Raw genomic sequence first — 20,513 nt, forward strand, 5'->3', positions numbered from 1 at the left:
TAAACAATAAATTATTTATAGCATAAGAATATTAAATATTCAAAACTTTAAAAGTTTAAAATGTATAACAGTTAAAATTTTAATCCAAAATAATAAAAAAGGAGAGAATATGGCTAGAAAACACATAGCAGTAACCGAAGAAACAAAAATGAAGATAGAAAGAGTAGCACTAGAAGTATCAAATAAAACAAACAACATAATTAAATGGTCTGAAGTAGTACACTATCTTATTGAAAATTATTTAGAAGAGGCAAGAAAAGATATGCTAAACACCATATCACCAGAAAATCCCAAAAAACAAAAAAAATACTAATAGAAATAAACATTACGATGATCGAATAACACAAGTATAAAAAGCACCCAAATAATGTTAAATAATAGTTAAGAGTAATATTAATCTAATAATTACCGTGGGAAACCACGGTAAAGTTCGGGTGTAACGTCCCCTAACATCGGTAACGGAAAAATAAAGTCCTGTTCTGCTTTCAGCCAATCGTATTACATTTTAAACTTTTAAAATTTTAAACAATAAATTATTTATAGCATAAGAATATTAAATATTCAAAACTTTAAAAGTTTAAAATGTATAACAGTTAAAATTTTAATCCAAAATAATAAAAAAGGAGAGAATATGGCTAGAAAACACATAGCAGTAACCGAAGAAACAAAAATGAAGATAGAAAGAGTAGCACTAGAAGTATCAAATAAAACAAACAACATAATTAAATGGTCTGAAGTAGTACACTATCTTATTGAAAATTATTTAGAAGAGGCAAGAAAAGATATGCTAAACACCATATCACCAGAAAATCCCAAAAAACAAAAAAAATACTAATAGAAATAAACATTACGATGATCGAATAACACAAGTATAAAAAGCACCCAAATAATGTTAAATAATAGTTAAGAGTAATATTAATCTAATAATTACCGTGGGAAACCACGGTAAAGTTCGGGTGTAACAGAACTTCCGAACCGCTTCGCGGTGAAAATTTAAACATAACAGTCAATGTTATGAGAAAAAAAGACTAAAAATTAAGCATTTTAAAAAAGGAAAATATAGATGAACCGCACAGATAATAATCAAATTGAAATTTTGTTTGTTGTTTTAGGTTTTTTACTACTTATATGTATTAGTCTTAACTTAATCTGACAATTCTGATTTAAAAAAGAAAATTACCGGTTTTAATTAACATCGTTAGATAATTAAATAAAAGGTAATTTTATGTATCAAACAAATAATCCTATCATCAAACATAAAGTCGGCTTACTTAATCTTGCTGAAGAGCTTCATAACGTATCAAAAGCCTGTAAGATTATGGGGGTATCCAGAGATACTTTTTATCGCTATCAGGAACTTGTTGACGATGGGGGGATAGACGCCTTAATTAATCAAAATCGACGGGTACCTAACGTAAAAAACAGAGTAGATGAACAGATTGAAAACGCGGTGGTTCAGTATGCGATTGAATACCCTGCCCACGGACAACATCGTAGTAGTAATGAACTAAGAAAAAAAGCATTTTGTTTCTGGTAGTGGCGTTCGTTCTGTTTGGCTACGTCATAATCTAGAAAATTTTAAAAAACGTCTGAAAGCGCTTGAAGATAAAATAGCGACGGAAGGGATTATTCTGTCAGAATCACAAATCACCGCGTTAGAAAAGCACAGGATGATGAAGCCAGTGGTGAGATTGAAACAGCACATCCGGGTTACCTGGGGTCGCAGGACACTTTTATGTTGGTCATTTAAAGGTGTTGGTCGTATCTACCAACAAACTTATATTGATACTTACTGCAAAGTCGTTCATTGTAAACTTTACACAACGAAAAGTTCGATAACTGCTGCGGATTTATTAAATGACAAGGTTCTGCCTTTTTATGCCCAACATGGATTACCGATATTACGTATACTGACGGACAGAGGTAGTGAATATTGTGGTAAAGTTGAGCATCACGATTATCAACTTTATCTGGCTATCAACGATATTGATCACACAAAAACCAAGGCACGCTCGCCTCAAACTAATGGAATTTGTGAACGTTTTCATAAAACCGTATTACAAGAGTTCTACCGGGTGGTTTTTCGTAGAAAATCTACGGTAATTTAGAGGAATTACAAACTGATTTAGATAAATGGTTAGAGGAATACAATAACCAGCGTACTCATCAAGGAAAAATGTGTTGCGGTCGAACACCCATGGCAACTTTACACGATGGAAAACAAATTTGGAGAGAAAAAGATTTAAATCAAATTTAGCCTGACAGATACTGTATAAATAACTGGTAACTGTCAGATCTAGTCTGAGCTACTACAACTTATAGGATTTGCTGTCTGGATCAAGAAGATTTTTGAAATTCCTCTTGACATCGCAATTAATACAGGCATCAAAATTGTCATATGGATCGCACTAATCAGCTTTATTATTTGGTACTTCCGTTCAAATTTCAACGTAATAAAATTAACAACCCCACTTATGCTCAGTCTACTATGGTGTAGCTTTTTCCCTATACTCGACTATAAAGCAGGGATTCGAGACAATTTTCCCATTAAGATAGAGCCTGAATGGTACGGAACTGCATTCTGGCAGTTCATTATTTTTCTAGCAATAAATAGCATAGGGTATGGAATAATTTACTATCAAAACAAACGAAATAATGACTACTATTAATTTTCAGGATCGCACAATACACTCTATGTTAAAGACGAACCTCGCCCATTCCGACAGGCGAAATTTTGCCGAAATGGGCAAGAACCCTTTTGTAACATAACGTTGTACATTATGCGAATATTTGTTGTAGAGGCTCAATGCTAATGTCTATTTGTGGCTCATTAGGAATGTCTTGGTTTAGGAATGTCCTGGTTATAGTTTTCAAGCCTGACTCGCTTTACCTGATGAGGAGTTTTATATGATATACAAAGGAAATCTCCCCTATGAATTGGGGTAAAGTTCGGGGGTACCAGAACCCCGAACCGCTACGCGGTAATTGTCGCGCTTGGCTTGTCTAAATTTATCTTTTTAGATGTGCGTATTTTTCAACGTTAGTAAAACAGCGATCAAACATACGATTAAGATGCATTTTATCCTCGGGTGTCATCAACGGGATATTTTGCGAGACTTCCACTTTATTAGTAACACGATTAAATTTGGTTGCTATCTCAACAGGTCTTGCCTTTGAATCGTTATAAATACGGTCATCTTTTTTGACAGTAGATTGACTTAAATTTGAATAATTAGAGTTATTTATATTCATGGATATTAAAAATTTTTATGTAAATTAACTTATTGTTAACCTTAATTTTACCCTTCCTTGTAGGAATATGACAACTGGAAACATTAAATATGTTTCCAGTGATTCTAATCTACAAGTAAATTAAGAAACTTTTTCTTTCTTCTCTTTTAAGGCAACCGTATTGGCAGCATCAATTTTTTGATGTTTTTTATGTTCTTGCACATTATTTCGTTCAGGTATTTTTTTATTCAGATCTACTGTGATTTTTTTTGATAACCCAATAAAGAATCCACCGTCTTCAATGGACAGATTTTCACTATAAATTTCACCTTCAATCATGCCATTTTTTTGAATTTCGATTAAATTAGATTCAACACGACCTTCAATTTTGCCATCGATAATTGATTTTTTGGCTAATATACTACCCGTTACAATGCCAGTTTTTGTTACAATAACTGTGTTTTGTTTACATAAAATATTGCCGATATATTTACCATCAATAAGTATATCTGCATCTGAGACAATATCTCCTGTGAAACAAGTTTCAGCACATATAATGGTCTTTTTGTCACTTTTGTTTTCAAAATTATTTTCTGTGCTTTGTTTGTTTTCTGTACTTTCAATTTTCCGTTTCTTAAACAAAATCTTTCTCCTAAAATAATAGATAATTAGCAGGCTAGAGACTAATCCACTGCTAAAGCAAACCCAAAAAAATCCAGTAGAATACATGATGATAGAAAAGCACCATGCAACAATTGCTACATTGATTAATCGCACATAGTCCTCCACCGGATTTTAATTAACTAGCACAGCATTTAATGCAGAATTTATGATGCGTAAAGTAAAAATTTTTTTGTCATCTCCATAAGAGTTTTATGTCATTAATCGTTTCACTTTAATTTAAAGCGCATATTTGTGTTAAAATATTTAACATTTTGTTAGTTAATGGTTGATTAATATGTCACATAGATTGATTTTTAAAACAAATCATTTTTTATGTTCACATAATGTAAAATACGGATTGTTATCGTATAGAGAAAATAAATAGCATTTTTTTGACTATTAGAAAATAGCTAAATTGCAACAAAATTAATCATTATTCATTATATTAGTTAGCTTTAGTATATTGCAATGTATCTTCGGTTAGAAATATTGACTTATGTTATAATTTTTATACTTTTATTCTGAAGTGGAAAATTTATAAATTATTATTTAAGTTAATTTTTTAATATTATAAACGTGATTGGTTACTATTTTGATAATAATATAAGCGTTATTTTGTTGTGGTTATTAAACTCATTTTTTTGTGTGCTTGGTGTCATCGCTAAGCCATAATAGGCAATATTATCACCCTGCTCTGCAACATATTTTTCTAGATAATTAAAGGGTGATATTTTATTTATGTCTGACGCTGGAACTTTAATGGCTATGTATTGATGACTATTAATTCTTTCTTTTAAGGGTTGCCAGTTCGCGGTTATGGTATGCTCATTTTCTTTTATTGTTTGATAGACTTCAGGTTTTAAACAGGCTAAATGAATGTGTAATTGTTCTTGCGTGCGACCATATTTTGAGTTTATTGCGAGAGAAAGAAATTGCTCATTAATAGGTTTATTCGCTGATTTTATAAATAGATCCCGATTTTGCCATGCTAGCATGAAATAATTTTCTGTGTTTTTTTGTTGCAAAATAGGACTTTCAATGCCAGAGATTTTATCTAACGGTAATAATAAATCATGTAATGGTCCCTTTATATCCTTATAGATAACATATCGGTGTTGTTGGTCAACTTTGATACATGGCGATTGTAAGTTGCCATTTTTAAACTGAGGAATACATTGTTGATTAATGGTTTGCCATAACTTATCACTATTTATTTTTATATAGGCAAAATAAATTAATATTGATAAAAATAAAGCAAAAAATATCTTGAGTACTAACTTGATAGTTTTTTTCATAAAAAATCCTATTATAAAAAATTTTCCTTAAAAGCATTTTAGAATGGCTGATTTGGTTACTAGCAGCGTTTTTTTTGCTCATCTAGTATAAGGTATGTGTAAGTTTATTCTATCTATTTGTTAATTTAATGTTCTAAGTATTTTTCTTTTTTGACAGAATATAACTTTATTACGTAGCTAACATGCTTTAAAGATATCACTTGACTCTTTTCATGTGAGATTTTTTACTTACACTTAATTAGAAGCAAAAAAATAAAAGAAGGTAAATAATGATAATTTTTGTCACTGGTGTTACCGCGGGGTTTGGTGAAGCAATAACTAAAAAATTTATTGCTAATGGCCACATTGTTATTGGCACAGGTCGACGAGAAATGCGGTTAAAAAAACTCCATCAGCAGATTCATTTTCTGGGTGGGAATCAAAACTACGTGCTAATGAATCAGCAATAGGATAAATAACGCCACCACAGCGTGCTGTGTTACTTGGCATAGCAGGAGATAAAATCAAATCAGCCACCGCGAGACCATAAGCCAATCCTAGTGTTCTTTTACCTAATAGCCGGATCATTTGTAATGCAATTCGTCGTCCTAAGCCGGTTTTAATAAAACCTCTAGCAATCATAAAAGCAACTACAATGAGCCAAATTAAACTACTATTAAGCTCACTTAGTGCAGTTATAATGGCATCACTTGCACTTTCATCTCCGGCAGCGTGACTAAGGGCAAAGATCGTCATTCCGATTAGGCCGATTGCTCCGATGGGTAATACTTTAGCAACAATTGAAGCAATAGTTGCTACAAAAATAATAACGGTCTGCCAGGCAGCAAAACTTAATCCTGTTGGTGGGTTTTGATACAAAAAAAATGTTGCGATTATAGTGATAATTACTAATGGTAGCCACTTCACTTGACTCGTTATTTTATTCGCCATAATTGCTCTTTCCTTCTGCTCAGTTCTATTTTCATGAATTGTATAATAGCGCAGTAATAATTTTAGAGTGTTAATATATTAATGCATATCTTTTAATATAAAAATAAAGGAGAAATTTATAGAGATAATGCTAATGAAAAGTAAAAATATATTGATATAGGGAATTTTACTTAAGTTTGAAAAAATGTTTTAGTATCGCTTTGATTAATAACAGATAATTTCTTTAATGATGAAATAAGAATAAATATCTGGGTATTTTATGATGATTAATTAAATTTTATTCAAACTTATTGAGTAAAGAAATTAATTTAGAATAAATAGAATAAATATATAGAAGAGTCGAAGAAAAAATAGTATTTACAAAAAAATTTGTCACTTATTTTAATTAAAATTTCATTAATTTAAATAATGCTAACTTTTTATATTTATGTTGCTATTTTTAATAAGCTTATTCAAATTATATATTGGACAAAATATGTCATTTTATTTATTCTGGTATCAATTATTAGTGAATAATTATCAGGTATTAGATGAAAAAATCTCAACAAGACAACAAAGAGAATGACAGTTGCCCAAAAGATAATTTTCAGCATCATATAAAATATCGTGATGCTCTTTATATACGTGTTACTTTGTCATTTTTTATGGTGGGATTATCAACTTTTGCGTTACTCTATTTTGTACAACCAATACTGCCCATTTTATCAAGTGAGTTTAAAATAACACCCGCCCAATCTAGTATGTCCCTTTCATTGTGTACAGGCCTACTCGCGCTTGGATTGCTTGTTACTGGTCCCCTTTCCGATGCGGTAGGCCGCAAAAATATCATGGTGCTCGCTTTACTAAGTGCGGCTATTATTACCTTTATTAGTGCCTTTATGCAAAGTTGGAATGGTATTTTATTAACTAGAGCATTGGTTGGTCTTGCTTTAAGTGGTGTTGCGGCAGTTGCTATGACTTACCTCAGTGAAGAAATTCATCCCAATTACTTAGCACTTTCTATGGGCTTATATATCAGTGGTAACTCTATAGGTGGTATGAGTGGGCGCTTGATTACCGGTATTCTAACCGATCATTTTTCTTGGCGGATAGCAACAATTGTATTTAGTTTATTTACCTTTATTGCCGCCATTATTTTTTGGCGTTTATTACCGCCTTCACAACATTTTAGAGCATCGTCAGTTCGTCCACGTTTCTTATTGGTTAATTTTAGAGTCCACCTTAGAGATAAGGGATTACTTTTTTTATTTATAATTGGTTTTATCATTATGGGAAGTTTTATAACTCTCTATAATTATATAGGTTATCGATTATTGGAAGCTCCTTATAATTTTAGTCAAACTATGATTGGATTATTATCTTTCATCTTTTTAGCCGGTACCTATAGCGCGTCTAAAGCAGGATTTCTAGCCTTAAAATATAACTATGCAGATATTTTATTTATTGCTATTTGTTTAATGTTTATTGGTATCACAATTACTTTTTTTTCCCCCATCGCAATTATTATATTAGGAATGGTGATATTAACGGTAGGATTTTTTGCAGCTCATGCTATTGTCAGTAGCTGGATTGGAAAACGTTCAAAGCGAGCTAAAGCCCAAGCATCATCATGGTATTTGTTCAGCTACTATGGTGGTTCCAGTATAGCCGGCACTTTAGGCGGTGTATTTTGGAGTCATTGGAAATGGAATGGAATTATTGGTTTTATTATATTTTTAACTTCGCTTGGATTAATTATTAGCATCAAATTAAGGAAAATATAAATTGTGGGTCTTAATTAAATACAAAACTCTATACTTTAATTAAGACTTTGATTTATCTAAATCTGTATTAATTAACTTTAATATCCATTGCTATATTCGCCCTGGCAATGTTTGGCAACTTGAGTTTTTTGCTGGCGGCGCAGTTATTGGAAATTTTTCATCGGGTGTAATATATACTTCTGTTGTAGCAACATAACCGTCACTAAAAATAGCTTCAATATAAGTTGCTTGCCAACCCATTATTTTAGAATTCATAGCAACAGTTATATTTTCACCTTTGCCAATTTTGATTGATGATGGCAAATACCTTATACCGCATGAGTAACGAAAATCTCTTGCAACGGAATTTTTTGCAATCCAGCGGGTAATTTTGACAGGTTTTTCTGAGAAGTGAACAGTAAGTTTATTTTTATTAATACAGGTGCTCAATTTTGGTAATGGTACATTTCTATTTAAGCGATTAATAAATTGTCACCGATCATGCAAAACTGATCCACTAACGATCATCTAAAACTGATCCACTTGGTATTATTCGCACATTTTTGTACGGATAATTTATGTTAACCAAGGAGATATTTGTGGATATTCATGTTCGCTTTGCACAAGGACAAAGCCTTCGAAAAATTGCCAGTGAGTTGGGTATATCCCGTAACACCGTAAAACATCATTTACAACAACAGACAATGCCAACTTATGCTAAAAGAAGTCAACAACCGACTAAATTATCCCCCTTTAAACCTTATTTGCTTCAGCGAATTGAACTGGCTAAACCTGATTGGATCCCTGCAACAGTCTTATTTGATGAGGTAGTTGAAAACGGCTATCAAGGTGGTATTGCTCAATTACGCCGATTTGTTTGTCAATTTAAACCAAGCATTGTTCCCGAAGTAGTCGTCCGTTTTGAAACACAGCCAGGTCAACAAATGCAAATCGACTTCACCAGCATCCGGCGAGGTAAAAAATCGCTGAAAGCGTTTGTTGCAACGCTAGGCTATTCGCGTGCGAGTTATGTAAAGTTCTTTGATAATGAACGAGCAGAATCGTGGCAGCAAGGTTTAAGAGAAGCTTTCGACTACTTTGGTGGTGTACCACAGGAAGTATTGTGTGATAACGCAAAATCCCTCATCATCGAACGGGATGCTTATGCAGAAGGTGAGCATAAATTACATGTCGAAATGCTTCAAATGTCGAAAGATTACGGGTTTAAATTGAAGGCTTGCAAGCCCTACAGGGCAAAAACGAAAGGGAAAGTAGAGCGCTTTAACCACTATTTAAAAAACAGCTTTATCGTGCCATTAAACACCGACCTTCGTGCTCATAATCTTGAACTGGATATTGAAATAGCTAATGCAAAAGTGGGTCCATGGTTACAACGCGTTGCCCATCAGCGAATTCATGGAACAACGTTAGAGAAGCCAGCAGATAGATTAGCTAAGGAAGTTAAGTCTCTTCTACCCTTACCAGCAAGGGTTTGCCAATCTATCCCACAGACTAATACGCTTAATATCCCTATCGTACCGCCCCTTGAATCTGTCAGTTTGCAACACTCAATCAGCGTATACGAAGCATTACTGGGAGGTGAACATGTTATTGCATGAACAAATTGAACACCTGTGTGAGTCATTGAAATTAAATTCTATTCCGACTCATTGGTCATCACTTGCCGAAAAATGCATTGCCCAAGACAAAAGCTACGGAGAGTTTTTACTGTCCCTGTTAAAATGTGAGCAACAACAACGAGATGAACGAACTCGTAATCTTTTGAGTCGGATGGCAGGATTCCCAGCACATGAAGAACTTAATACGTTCGATTTTAAGTTTGCAACGGGGATCCCCAAACAACACATACAGGAATTAAGCGCATTAACGTTTATTGAACGTAATGAAAATGTCGTGTTGCTTGGCCCAAGCGGTGTAGGCAAAACGCATTTAGCTATTGGGTTAGGATTAAAAGCAGTACAGGCCAAGAAGAAAACCCGCTTTACCACGGCAGCTGAACTGATGTTGCAACTCTCAACTGCCAAACGACAAAATAAGCTCAAACAATATCTATCACGTTCGGTGATGGCCCCGAAGTTGTTGATTATCGATGAGATTGGATACCTGCCGTTTGGGCGAGAAGAAGCAAACCTGTTTTTCAATGTGATTGCCAAGCGTTATGAGCATGGCAGTGTCATATTGACGAGTAACCTATCATTTGGGCAATGGCCAAGTGCTTTTGCTGATGACGCAACATTAACTGCCGCTATGCTTGATCGTTTACTTCATCATTCGCATGTACTGCAATTAAGCGGTGAAAGCTACCGATTGAAAGATAAGCGGCGCTCAGGAGCAATAACTGAGTAAAACAGTGGATCAATTTTGATTGATCGGATTTAGATAAAAAGTGGATCAGTTTTCGGTGATCGTTGACAATAAATGATATTAAAGAGGGTACGGTAAAAGCTAATATATTAATATGATTGGTATTGGGAATGATCCTTAATGATTTGGTGCCTGGCAATTTATCGTAATAAAAACGAGAATTATCTGGGGTATAAAAGTCATCACTGCTCGCATTAATAATATATTTGGGTATGCTGAGTCGGTTTTGATGATCGGAATTAAGATATTGTAGAGGATCAACTATTTGCATTAGCTTTAAAAAATGAAATGAGCCAATCATTTGATCAATTTTTTGATTATAAAAAGGAAGAAATGCGAATGGCCAATTTTTACCATAACTCCGATATACATGTTTTAGCATTTTATTAGTATTAAGGCCATCATTAGCAAAAGGAACGATGGCAGCTATATCGGGATTGGCAATAGCAGCTAACCATGCCGTACATCCTCGAGCTGATACGCCTGATACAATAAATTTATTGATATTCCATTTTTTTAATTCTTGTTTAGTAAATCGAATAGTCTGTGAAACAACGGCAGTCATAGGTATATCTAATGGTAATACTCTCCTCTCAGGATTATTCATAAATAGCGCCCAATTACGGGCAATAAGATCATATTGTTGATCATTTTCATTGAGAAATTTATTATCATCATTCGATAAAACATAGCTATTGACGATATTATTAATTGAAATAACGATAGTATTAGTTTTTTTTGCAATATCGAGAAGCATTTCTTTATTGAAATCTGGCAAAAAATCCTTGTAATTATACCTTCCCCTACTATTTATTATAATAAGAGCATATTTAGGCTTTGGTATTGTCGGAATATATATATCAAGATTATGAAACCAAGTTTGCGGAGGAACTAATTTTTCGGGTGACCATACTTGATGGTTAGGAAATTGAATCGCTTTTAAAGTGAGTAGCAAAAGCCATCCCTTATTGCAAAAAGGAGATGGGGATCGATTTATTGTGTTTAGTGCCAGTTAACATTTCCTCAGAGAGTGTAATTTCTAACCTGATTTCCTTATTTTAGACACATTGATCCTGCGTTTAGCTGCGTAACCATCGCTTTTTCTCCAGGTTATGCAGTCTTTCTGACAACAATTCCGTTGCTTTTTTACCCATTTGCGCCCCGGTGAAAAGCAGCCTGTCGCCACACAGAATACATTTGTACGGATCGGTACGCAGAAATCCTTTCATCAGCACAGAAAAACCTGGGTTCTCCGGTTTTTTACGTGCCGTCATCTCAAGTGCCTTATACACTTTCGGCAATAGTTTTCCCCGTTTACGATTCGACAAAAAACCAGAGTAACGCACCATTTTAAAATGCCTGGCCGGAATATGGCTTATATAGCGTCTAATCATCTCTTCCTGCGGCAGAGTCTGCTGCCGATGCTGGCCAGTTCGGTGGTCATGGTAGTGATGAACAACGGAACCCCCTCGGTAATGCCGCAGTTTTGACGCAGATACCGGTGGGCGTTTAAGGTAGCGACCGAGGTACTTAACACTATGCCATGCCCCTTTCGTTTTTTTAGCAAAGTGCACTTTCCAATAACGTCCGTACTGCGCCCTCAAGTAACGCCGCCAATGTTTTTTGTCACGGATATGGCCAAGACCGGGAAGAAGGCCAGGGTTAATTAAATCATAACTGTGACGCAGTAGTCGGATAACAGCCCCTCGCCAGATTTCTTCGACATCCTTTTTTTTGAAAACAGCTTTCGCCATACACTATGTTTACTATCCAAACCCCCTCGAGTGACGGAAACATGAACATGCGGATGTTGATTGAGTTGCCGGCCATAAGTATGCAAGGCACAGAAAATACCAATTTCGATACCCTGTTTGCGAGCCAACTGCAGCATAGCTCGAGTGGCTGCCCGAAACAGAGCATTAAGTAGCGGCCAGTTATTGTTAAAAAAAGGCCAAAGGAGATGTGGCATGGTGAAAGTAATGTGTTGCCAGTCGCAGTCGGGTAAAATATGAACCTGCTGTGCTAACCACTGCTCGGTGGCTTTAAAGCCACATGAACTGCAGGCTTTTGACTTACAGCTTTGGCAGAAAAAACGGCTGTGAGAACAATCAGACGAAGCGCAACAATAGCGCCGGACACCCATGGCACAAGTGCCGCAGGCAAGCATGCGCTCCACAGATAAACTCGTCCACGAACTAACGCTATCGCCGTATTTTTCGAGGAATTTATTCCAACCGTCATCAATGGTGAAAAGTAGTTTAGCAGGACGAGGGATATACATCTGACTCAATTACCTTATGGGCATCTTGCCAAAGAAACAGAAATTGTCAGATTCGTCAGCCCAGTTATCGGTGTGTTTATCCCAGGGTTCAAAGGAAACAGGGATTATTCCTAGCTCCGTATAGGTGATGAATTCATCGGCAGGCAGACTTTCAGTTATTCCCCCCTCAGTGTAGTCGTATCCAGCGTCATCAGCTTGGTCTTGGCGTTGTTCAAAACCCCTGATAATCGTGACTAGCGGCGGGTAATACTGCGTGTCGAGAAAAAATTGGGGGCCGAGTCGGACGCAGTGGCGTATGGCTTCTTTTAGGGTGTCATAAAAAAATTCAGGCGGTCTGTCATCATCATTTTCGGGTGGGAGAGAGATCATAAAACGTTTCGGATAAACAGGCGCTGTGGCACGTGAAGTGACGGGCAGCCTGCCTGATTTAACCGGTTTACGCTTTCTGGGAGATTTATTGCGAGCCATCGAGATGAATCCCTGAAAAAAATTAACCTACTGCAGAGTATAAAACAGTACTCAACTCATTAACATCCCCGAAGCAGCACCGCTGCGCCGCTCACGCGTAGCGTGCTACGTTCAGATGCCATTTTGTATTTTATAAGTTCTACATCGTCTATTTTATCCCGACCATATATAGAATATTTTATCGGATTGGTGGCTAACAGTTGCTGATAATAGATAATAATATTTGAAAGCTGAAAAACACTTTCATGTGATGTCGAATGTTTCATAATTGAGGCATAACTTTTAGTACAAAAACAAGCGAAAAGAGTAAAAAATAAGTTAATAAGTTTCATTAATTACCTTTTGATTACGAGATGTACTACTTTGTTAATTGATGGTCAGTATTAAACCAAATATGTGAGCTAAGACAAATCCTACCTTTTGATTTGTTTTTATACCTACCCTAGCCCTTAGTAAATTTGTTTTGATTCCTTGAACTGCACACATAGAGATCTTGCTCATAATAGTTTGTTGTGTTATCTGTAGAAATTTTACAATTTTCTTAGTAGGTTAGGTATTTTTGGATTATAATAAATAGTATGTTGTAACTAAATTAAGATGTTTAATATGAAATATGATGCAAGATATAAATTATCAAAATGTTTTGATTTATTGAAAGTTCGATTAGCTGATTTTTTAACCGAACTTAATAGTTTATCTTTAACCTCTGCCATTGTATTTAAATTACCTGAAACCAAGAAAGGAGATGAAAATAATGATATTAATCAAATAACAATTACCACTTTGACAGGAGATACAGCTTTAGACTTAGCATTGGCAAACTATAATAGATTATTTATTCATGATAATCCGTATCACATTAGTAATAAAACCGCAATCAGGCTACCTGGAGCGTTATGTTTTCATCTTTCAGCACAACGTTATTCAGTTATAAAACGACAATTGGAAACAATTAATAAGTTAAAAACAAAATTAAAAGATATTGTTACTTGTGAATCAGGGATAAAAAAAGAACAACGCTTTGAATTTATTCACCAACAATTGCATGGATTAATTACCCTTAATGCCTATCGTAAAATAAATTATGTCGACTCACCCGATAGTATAAATTTTGGCTGGGCTAATAAAAAGATTGTTAATAAAGTGACAAAAGCGCAAATACTTGAACGACTACATAAAAACTATCGATCTGAAAAAGCAATGTCGGCATATACCAAGCAACAATGGCGTTATTTAGTTGAAAAAGAGATCCAAGACATAAATAGCATTCCAAATGATGCCATATTAAAAATACAACGTCCGGTAAAAGTTCAGCCAATAGCCAGAGTTTGGTACGCAAATGAAAAACGACAAGTGCAATATGCTTGCCCTCTTCCACTTTTATCGTTCAGTTGTGATACAAAACATTTGACAAAATTAGGTACACTTTCTGACTATGATATTAATAATATAAAAATAAAACATAAACCAAAAAATAAAAAACTAAAATTAATTATTGCTCGATTACATCTTTATCAAGAGATTTAAATAAGGAAACCGAGATAATAGCTCGGTTTCTTTCTAAAGAATAAAACTACTTTTTCATACTACCTACCATATTTTCAGGCCGCACCCAACTATCAAACTCTTCTGCCGTTAAATAAGCAAGTTTTAATGCCGCTTGCTTAAGGGTTAATCCTTCTTTATGTGCTTTTTTGGCGATTTCAGCGGCTTTATCATAACCAATATGGGTATTTAGTGCAGTAACTAGCATTAAGGATTCGTGTAATAATTTGTCTATACGCTGACGATTAGGCTCAATCCCCTTAGCACAATGATCATTGAAACTCAGCATGCCATCCGCTAATAAACGCACTGATTGTAAAAAATTATCAATAATCATGGGTCGAAAGACATTAAGTTCAAAATTACCTGATGCGCCACCAATATTAATAGCTACATCATTACCCATAACTTGCGCACAAAGCATAGTTAATGCTTCACACTGGGTCGGATTAACTTTTCCTGGCATTATCGAACTACCCGGCTCATTTTCAGGGATCATAATTTCGCCAATACCACAACGAGGACCTGATGCTAACCATCTTACATCATTAGCGATTTTCATTAATGAAGCTGCTAAACCTTTTAAAGCGCCATGGGCATGCACTAAAGCATCACAAGTCGCTAAAGCTTCAAATTTATTAGGCGAAGTGACAAACGGCAGACCAGACAATGCTGCAATTTTACTGGCAACTTTAACCGCATATTCAGGATGGGTATTTAAACCTGTACCAACCGCAGTTCCACCCAAGGCGAGTTCGCAAAGGTGAGGAATACTTTCTTCGATATGGCGAATATTATGAGCTAGCATGGCTGACCAGCCCGATATTTCTTGGCCTAAAGTTAAAGGTGTTGCATCTTGAAGATGTGTACGGCCAATTTTGACAATATCATGAAAAGCGGCAGATTTTTGCTCAAAAGTAGTCTGTAGTTCTTTTAATTTAGGTAACAGATGTTGGTATAAAGCAATAACTGCGGCCACATGCATTGCCGTTGGAAATACATCATTAGAACTCTGGCTTTTGTTTACGTCATCATTTGGGTGAATTAAACGTTGCTGACCTCTTTTTCCACCTAAAATTTCACTCGCTCTGTTCGCTAAGACTTCATTTATATTCATATTAGTTTGCGTACCAGAGCCAGTCTGCCAGATGGCTAATGGGAATTCAGCCATATGCTTATTCGCTAAGACTTCATCAGCAGCGGCGATAATAGCATTAGCTTTATCCTTTGTTATCAAACCTAAATCGGTATTTGCTTCAGCTGCTGCTTTTTTAGTTAATGCCAATGCATGGATCAAGGCAACTGGCATTTTTTCCACTGAGATACGAAAATGCTCCAGCGAACGTTGAGTTTGTGCGCCCCATAGCCTATCTGCTGGGACTTTAATTTCCCCCATTGAGTCTTTTTCAATGCGATATTCTGACATTATTGTTATCTCCTTAGCATAAAATAATTGGATATGCATAATCCATCATTGCAGATAAACTAATTGTACTGGAGATCATGCACTATTTTTAATTTAAAATGTGAGAGATAAGCGAGTTTATTGCATTACAGTTAAAAATAAATTTTTATCAACTAAGAGCAGTATTATATGTTTAAAATGATCAATAAAATTCAACACTATGACTGGGGAAGTAAAGATGCCCTAACTAAGCTTTACCATATCAAAAATCCTCAGCATTTACCGATGGCTGAATTATGGATGGGGGCGCATCCTAAGGCCAGCTCGATTGTCGAAGATATTAATAATCAGCAAAAAATATCGTTAGATAAACTAATTACAACCGATCCAACATATTACCTCGGTGAAAAAATTGCGCAAAAATTTCATCAATTACCTTTTCTATTTAAAGTACTCTGCGCAGCTCAGCCGCTTTCAATCCAAGTACACCCAGATAAAATTGCTGCCGAAGCGGGGTTTAGGCGTGAAAACGCTGCGGGGATTGCCCTTGATAGTCCAAATCGTAATTATAAAGATGACAATCATAAACCTGAATTAATTTATGCTTTAACGCCCTTTAAAGCGCTAAATTCATTTCGCCCTTTAAAAGAAATCGCTAATTTATTGATACCAATTGCAGTAGCTTCACCAATTATTCAACTTTTTTTAAAAACACCATCAGAAACTCAACTAGCACAACTTTTTAGCCATTTATTAAGCCTAACAATAAGCGAAAAACAACCGCTACTTACCGCCTTAAAATCTGTTGTACAACAAAAACAAGGGGAGCCATGGCACACAATCAAAAAAATACTGACACTACACCCTGACGATAATGGATTATTTGCACCATTGTTACTGAACATTATTGAATTACAACCTGGTGAAGCGATGTTTCTTTATGCCAGAACGCCGCATGCCTATATTGAGGGCGTTGGATTAGAAGTGATGGCTAATTCTGACAATGTACTACGTGCGGGATTAACGAATAAGCATATTGATATTGCTGAATTACTGGCTAATATAGATTTCATTGCCAAACCCTGCAACACATTATTATTACAACCGAATATACACAATAATGAATGTTGTTATCCCATTCCAGTCGATGATTTTGCTTTTTCTTTATATCTCATTGACAATCAATTGACTACAATAGAGAACAGTTCAGCAACAATTTTATTTTGTGTTGAAGGTAAGATATCTATCACCTCAGAAAAGCAAACTACCGAAATTCTAGCTGGTGAATCTATATTTATATCCGCATCCGAAAGACAAATTATGCTTAATGGAAAAGGTAAACTGGCCAGAGTTTTTAATTATTAGCAAAAATTAAAATACATGCAAAGCTGTATATAATATATTTTATAAATTTGATCGCTTTTATTCGCTAAAATCCTTAAGGGATGGATATATGAAGAAATCGTTAGTCGCTGTAAGTGTCATTGTAATTGTTGCCATAATTTGGACAATTGGCTCTTGGTATACTGGAAAAAAAATTGAGGGAGAATTTAATGCTTTCATTGAACGTACTAATACTACACTAAAGAATAATGCACCAGAAGCTAATATTGATGTTAAAACAGAAAATTATCAGCGTGGATTTTTCACTTCTAACGCCGATATCATTATTAATATAAAAGAGAATGAAGAAGGAAAAAATACTATTGTTAAATTTGCCACAAAAATCTTTCATGGCCCTTTTCCTATTAGCAAGATAGTTAAACTTAATCTATTACCAAGGTTAGCCTCAGCCACTATTGAACTTGTTAAAAATGAAACCACAGAAGAACTATTCAAATATACCCAAGAGCAAGCTTTTATAACGGGTAATGTTGATGTCGGTTTTAATGAAGGTCTAGATGCAAATTTACACTTAAGTCCACTAGACGGTAATAGTTACGGCAAAAATATAACGTTTAGCGGTGGTACAATCAATTATGTGGGCAATACCGATCTTAAAGATATAAAAGTTTCCGTTGTTAGTGATAATTTTGTTATCGGTAATAAAGAGAAAACGGAAAACATGATCCTTAAAGGACTCAACATCCAAAGTGATTTATCTCTGACTCCGTTTAATTTCTATTCTGGCAAACAGACGCTTAATATTTCCGATATTAATTTTAACAGCGACGACATTAAATTTTCATTTAAAAACTTTGCTATTAACTTAGATTCTGTATTAAAAGGCGATAACATTGACGGTAAAATTTCTTATCGCATCAATGATTTTATCGCTAAAGAACAAAATTTAGGTTCTGGTGAGCTTACGTTATTAATCGAAAGAATGGATGCTAAGGCTTTTGGTAATTTCTTAAAAAATTATAATGATGAAATTGCTCACAATTTAGCTAATGGTAATCCTCTTTATAATGCAGATACTATTTTCGCCCAATTATTAATAGATAACTTACCTAGCTTATTAAAGAATAGCCCGCGAATTGTCATCGAACCCTTTTATTGGAAAAATAGTGCCGGTGAGAGCAATATCAAAATAGATATAGATATAGATATGAAGCCTTGGACGTTGAATCAACTCTCTGTTTATAGCCAAAATAATCAATATGATCAGGTAATCAAAGCACTATTTAATCATTTTAATATCAATGTTGATTTATCAAAACCGATGTTGATAGAAATGCTTAGCCAAATAGAAGTACTAAATTCCGATGACAAAGTTGTTACACCGGAACAAAAAACATTGTTTAACCAGAAAGCAACCGCACAAATTAGTGAATTTGAAAGTTCAGCTAAACAAAATGTCTTTACATCACCGACGGAATACTTCCTCAGCGATGAGAAAAAAGCAAAATTGAATGAAAACAGACCATTTCTGCCATGGATGCTGGTAACAAAAGATAATATTACTATGGATATTGATTACGTCGGTGACGAATTGGAAATGAATAAGCAGAAATTTAAATTAGATCAGTTTTTGATTAATATCGGCTTGATGGACAATCCAACCTCTCTGCCACCAACAATACCAAAAACCGCCCCACAATCAAATTAAAACTTAGTAAAATGACAAGAGCCAGATAAAATACTGGCTCTTTGCATCAATTTTAATATCGGAGGTGGTTTTATGTCGAATAAAATTAATATTACTAAAGATCGGCCTTTAATAAAAAATAGCCAGCAGCAAAATCAATTAAAAACAAACGCTTTAATTAGTAAAATAAAAAATTGTTTTGTACTCAATAATATTCATATTTCAACAACCATTGGTTCAAGTAAAGCTAAATTTTATCATCAACTAATGTTACGTCTTAATCTTGACAGTTCAATTCAAATAAAAAATTATCATCATTATCATTTAACTTCGCGCCTTAATCTAGAATATAACTCCACGACAGAAAATGTCGCCCTGCAAGGAACACCAAAAAACATACATTCAGCTGAAAGCTTGTCTTTACCTGTCTGCCCTTTTCTATTAAGTCAAAAACTTATACAAGTTAAAAACAAATTCACCAAGAAGAAAAAATGCAAAATGAAAGAGCTAGATTAAATGGATATGTATCATCAATTAAATAATATTAATTAATCATTAACGTTAACTGCTCTCTTAGCATAACGTTGTGCTAATACCGCACACACCATTAATTGAATTTGATGGAAAATCATCACCGGTAGTAAAATAATACCCACCAGATGAGCAGGAAAGAGAATATTAGCCATTGGAACACCATTAACTAAACTCTTTTTAGAGCCACAAAAAACTATTGTGATCTCATCTGCTTTACTAAAGCCAAAATAGCGCGCAGTGAAAATATTAAATAAAACCACTATAGCCAATAGAAAACAACCAATTATCGCAATCAATAGCAATGACCAGCCATCAACTTTATACCAAATCCCTTCAATGACTGCCTCGCTAAAAGCGACATAAACCACTAATAAAATAGATGAACGATCAGAAATAGTAATCAATTTTCGATAGCGATTAATCCATTTTACCATTAAAGGCCTGAACAAATGGCCTAATACAAATGGCAACATAATTTGCAATAAAATAGCACCTATATTTGACAACAAATTAATCTGTTGATGATTATCGATATCTATCAAGATGCTCACTAATATTGGCGACAAAAACACCCCTAGCAAGCTAGAAGCAGATGCACTGCAAATTGCAGCGGCAATATTTCCACCGGCGACAGAAGTAAACGCAATTGCAGACTGTACTGTCGCAGGTAAGGCGCAAAGGTAAAGAAATCCGATATAAATCGTTGGTGAGATCCAATCAGGCACCAAAGGTTTTAATGCTAAACCAATAAGAGGAAACAAAATAAAGGTACTGGTAAAAATTAACAGATGTAATCGCCAATGACCAACACCGGCTAAAATAGCTTGGCGTGAAAGTTTTGCGCCATGGAGAAAAAAAAGTAATGCAATCGCGATGGTGGTTAAATGCTGAAATACGATTTTTACTTTACCTTGACAAGGGAAAAAGGAAGCGAGCATGATGGTCATTAGCATAAACAGCAAAAAATAGTCAATTTGTAAACGACGCCACCAACTCATAACGC

Annotated in this window: 17 protein-coding genes and 5 pseudogenes; 11 read left to right on the forward strand and 11 right to left on the reverse strand. The window is 34.8% G+C overall.

All coding sequences use genetic code 11. From position 1 onward, the window contains the following. Positions 1-109 precede the first annotated feature (109 nt). The 3 genes and pseudogenes from ArsFIN_RS09010 (at position 110) to ArsFIN_RS09020 (ending at position 2,257) form a co-directional block, all read left to right on the forward strand. Positions 110-313 (forward strand): hypothetical protein, encoded by a 204-nt coding sequence (locus ArsFIN_RS09010; RefSeq protein ID WP_135677413.1) that lies wholly within the window; start codon positions 110-112, stop codon positions 311-313. Between the two features lie 318 nt (positions 314-631). After that, positions 632-835, forward strand: coding sequence for a hypothetical protein (locus ArsFIN_RS09015; RefSeq protein ID WP_135677413.1), 204 nt, complete (start codon positions 632-634; stop codon positions 833-835). Between the two features lie 390 nt (positions 836-1,225). After that, positions 1,226-2,257: pseudogene (locus ArsFIN_RS09020) on the forward strand (IS481 family transposase). Between the two features lie 1,115 nt (positions 2,258-3,372). Here ArsFIN_RS09020 and ArsFIN_RS09035 read toward each other — a convergent pair. Both ArsFIN_RS09035 and ArsFIN_RS09040 read right to left on the reverse strand, forming a co-directional pair. Then, positions 3,373-4,008: a bactofilin family protein gene (locus ArsFIN_RS09035; protein WP_081700709.1), complete on the reverse strand. Its 636-nt coding sequence runs from the start codon at positions 4,006-4,008 to the stop codon at positions 3,373-3,375. Positions 4,009-4,481: 473 nt separating this feature from the next. Next, positions 4,482-5,189, reverse strand: a complete 708-nt coding sequence (locus ArsFIN_RS09040) for a CDP-diacylglycerol diphosphatase (RefSeq protein ID WP_051297155.1) — start codon at positions 5,187-5,189, stop codon at positions 4,482-4,484. Positions 5,190-5,458: 269 nt separating this feature from the next. Here ArsFIN_RS09040 and ArsFIN_RS09045 point away from each other — a divergent pair. After that, positions 5,459-5,590 (forward strand): annotated as a pseudogene (locus ArsFIN_RS09045) (SDR family NAD(P)-dependent oxidoreductase); the annotation flags it as partial. On the opposite strand, the pseudogene ArsFIN_RS09050 reads toward ArsFIN_RS09045, so the two are convergent. Continuing rightward, positions 5,568-6,119, reverse strand: a pseudogene (locus ArsFIN_RS09050) (anion permease); the annotation flags it as partial. The pseudogenes ArsFIN_RS09045 and ArsFIN_RS09050 overlap by 23 nt on opposite strands. Positions 6,120-6,649: 530 nt before the next feature. On the opposite strand from ArsFIN_RS09050, the gene ArsFIN_RS09055 reads away from it, so the two are divergent. Then, on the forward strand, positions 6,650-7,882 hold the full coding sequence (locus ArsFIN_RS09055; protein WP_026823855.1) for an MFS transporter: 1,233 nt from the start codon (positions 6,650-6,652) through the stop codon (positions 7,880-7,882). A gap of 90 nt (positions 7,883-7,972) precedes the next feature. On the opposite strand, the gene ArsFIN_RS28800 is transcribed toward ArsFIN_RS09055, so the two are convergent. Next, complete coding sequence (locus ArsFIN_RS28800) at positions 7,973-8,185, reverse strand: hypothetical protein (protein ID WP_407062046.1); 213 nt, start codon at positions 8,183-8,185, stop codon at positions 7,973-7,975. Positions 8,186-8,266: 81 nt separating this feature from the next. Then, positions 8,267-8,311 (reverse strand): annotated as a pseudogene (locus tag ArsFIN_RS28805) (hypothetical protein); the annotation flags it as partial. A gap of 128 nt (positions 8,312-8,439) precedes the next feature. On the opposite strand from ArsFIN_RS28805, the gene istA reads away from it, so the two are divergent. Beyond that, positions 8,440-9,480 (forward strand): IS21 family transposase, encoded by a 1,041-nt coding sequence (gene istA, locus ArsFIN_RS09065; RefSeq protein WP_135677651.1) that lies wholly within the window; start codon positions 8,440-8,442, stop codon positions 9,478-9,480. After that, complete coding sequence (gene istB, locus ArsFIN_RS09070) at positions 9,467-10,228, forward strand: IS21-like element helper ATPase IstB (RefSeq protein ID WP_135677652.1); 762 nt, start codon at positions 9,467-9,469, stop codon at positions 10,226-10,228. Before istA ends, istB begins: the two co-directional genes overlap by 14 nt. Here istB and ArsFIN_RS09075 read toward each other — a convergent pair. The 4 genes and pseudogenes from ArsFIN_RS09075 to ArsFIN_RS09090 all read right to left on the reverse strand — a co-directional run bounded on the left by ArsFIN_RS09075 (position 10,128) and on the right by ArsFIN_RS09090 (position 13,261). Next, positions 10,128-11,201: a PhoPQ-activated protein PqaA family protein gene (locus ArsFIN_RS09075; RefSeq protein ID WP_167876678.1), complete on the reverse strand. Its 1,074-nt coding sequence runs from the start codon at positions 11,199-11,201 to the stop codon at positions 10,128-10,130. The two genes, istB and ArsFIN_RS09075, sit on opposite strands and share 101 nt — an antisense overlap. Before the next feature lie 124 nt (positions 11,202-11,325). Next, a pseudogene (locus ArsFIN_RS09080) lies at positions 11,326-12,527 on the reverse strand (IS91 family transposase). Positions 12,528-12,536: 9 nt separating this feature from the next. Beyond that, positions 12,537-12,995: a hypothetical protein gene (locus ArsFIN_RS09085; protein ID WP_210409078.1), complete on the reverse strand. Its 459-nt coding sequence runs from the start codon at positions 12,993-12,995 to the stop codon at positions 12,537-12,539. Positions 12,996-13,054: 59 nt separating this feature from the next. After that, the gene (locus ArsFIN_RS09090; protein WP_135677654.1) at positions 13,055-13,261 is read right to left on the reverse strand and encodes a hypothetical protein; all 207 of its coding nucleotides are present in this window, start codon (positions 13,259-13,261) and stop codon (positions 13,055-13,057) included. A gap of 340 nt (positions 13,262-13,601) precedes the next feature. On the opposite strand from ArsFIN_RS09090, the gene tus reads away from it, so the two are divergent. After that, complete coding sequence (tus, locus tag ArsFIN_RS09095) at positions 13,602-14,522, forward strand: DNA replication terminus site-binding protein (protein WP_034249274.1); 921 nt, start codon at positions 13,602-13,604, stop codon at positions 14,520-14,522. A 46-nt stretch (positions 14,523-14,568) separates the two neighbouring features. Here the strand turns inward: tus and fumC are convergent, their stop codons facing one another. After that, complete coding sequence (gene fumC, locus ArsFIN_RS09100; RefSeq protein ID WP_026822013.1) at positions 14,569-15,966, reverse strand: class II fumarate hydratase; 1,398 nt, start codon at positions 15,964-15,966, stop codon at positions 14,569-14,571. 168 nt (positions 15,967-16,134) lie between these two features. Between fumC and manA the strand changes: the two genes are divergently transcribed. The 3 genes from manA to ArsFIN_RS09115 all read left to right on the forward strand — a co-directional run bounded on the left by manA (position 16,135) and on the right by ArsFIN_RS09115 (position 19,492). After that, a complete protein-coding gene (manA, locus tag ArsFIN_RS09105; protein WP_026822012.1) occupies positions 16,135-17,310 on the forward strand; it encodes a mannose-6-phosphate isomerase in 1,176 nt (391 codons plus the stop codon). Positions 17,311-17,398: 88 nt separating this feature from the next. After that, the gene (locus ArsFIN_RS09110; protein WP_026822011.1) at positions 17,399-18,997 is read left to right on the forward strand and encodes a YdgA family protein; all 1,599 of its coding nucleotides are present in this window, start codon (positions 17,399-17,401) and stop codon (positions 18,995-18,997) included. Between the two features lie 72 nt (positions 18,998-19,069). Next, positions 19,070-19,492: a hypothetical protein gene (locus ArsFIN_RS09115; protein WP_026822010.1), complete on the forward strand. Its 423-nt coding sequence runs from the start codon at positions 19,070-19,072 to the stop codon at positions 19,490-19,492. Between the two features lie 32 nt (positions 19,493-19,524). Here the strand turns inward: ArsFIN_RS09115 and ArsFIN_RS09120 are convergent, their stop codons facing one another. Next, complete coding sequence (locus tag ArsFIN_RS09120) at positions 19,525-20,508, reverse strand: bile acid:sodium symporter family protein (RefSeq protein WP_026822009.1); 984 nt, start codon at positions 20,506-20,508, stop codon at positions 19,525-19,527. Between the last annotated feature and the right edge of the window lie 5 nt (positions 20,509-20,513).

The sequence above is a fragment of the Arsenophonus nasoniae genome (genome assembly GCF_004768525.1).
Lineage (GTDB): Bacteria > Pseudomonadota > Gammaproteobacteria > Enterobacterales > Enterobacteriaceae > Arsenophonus > Arsenophonus nasoniae.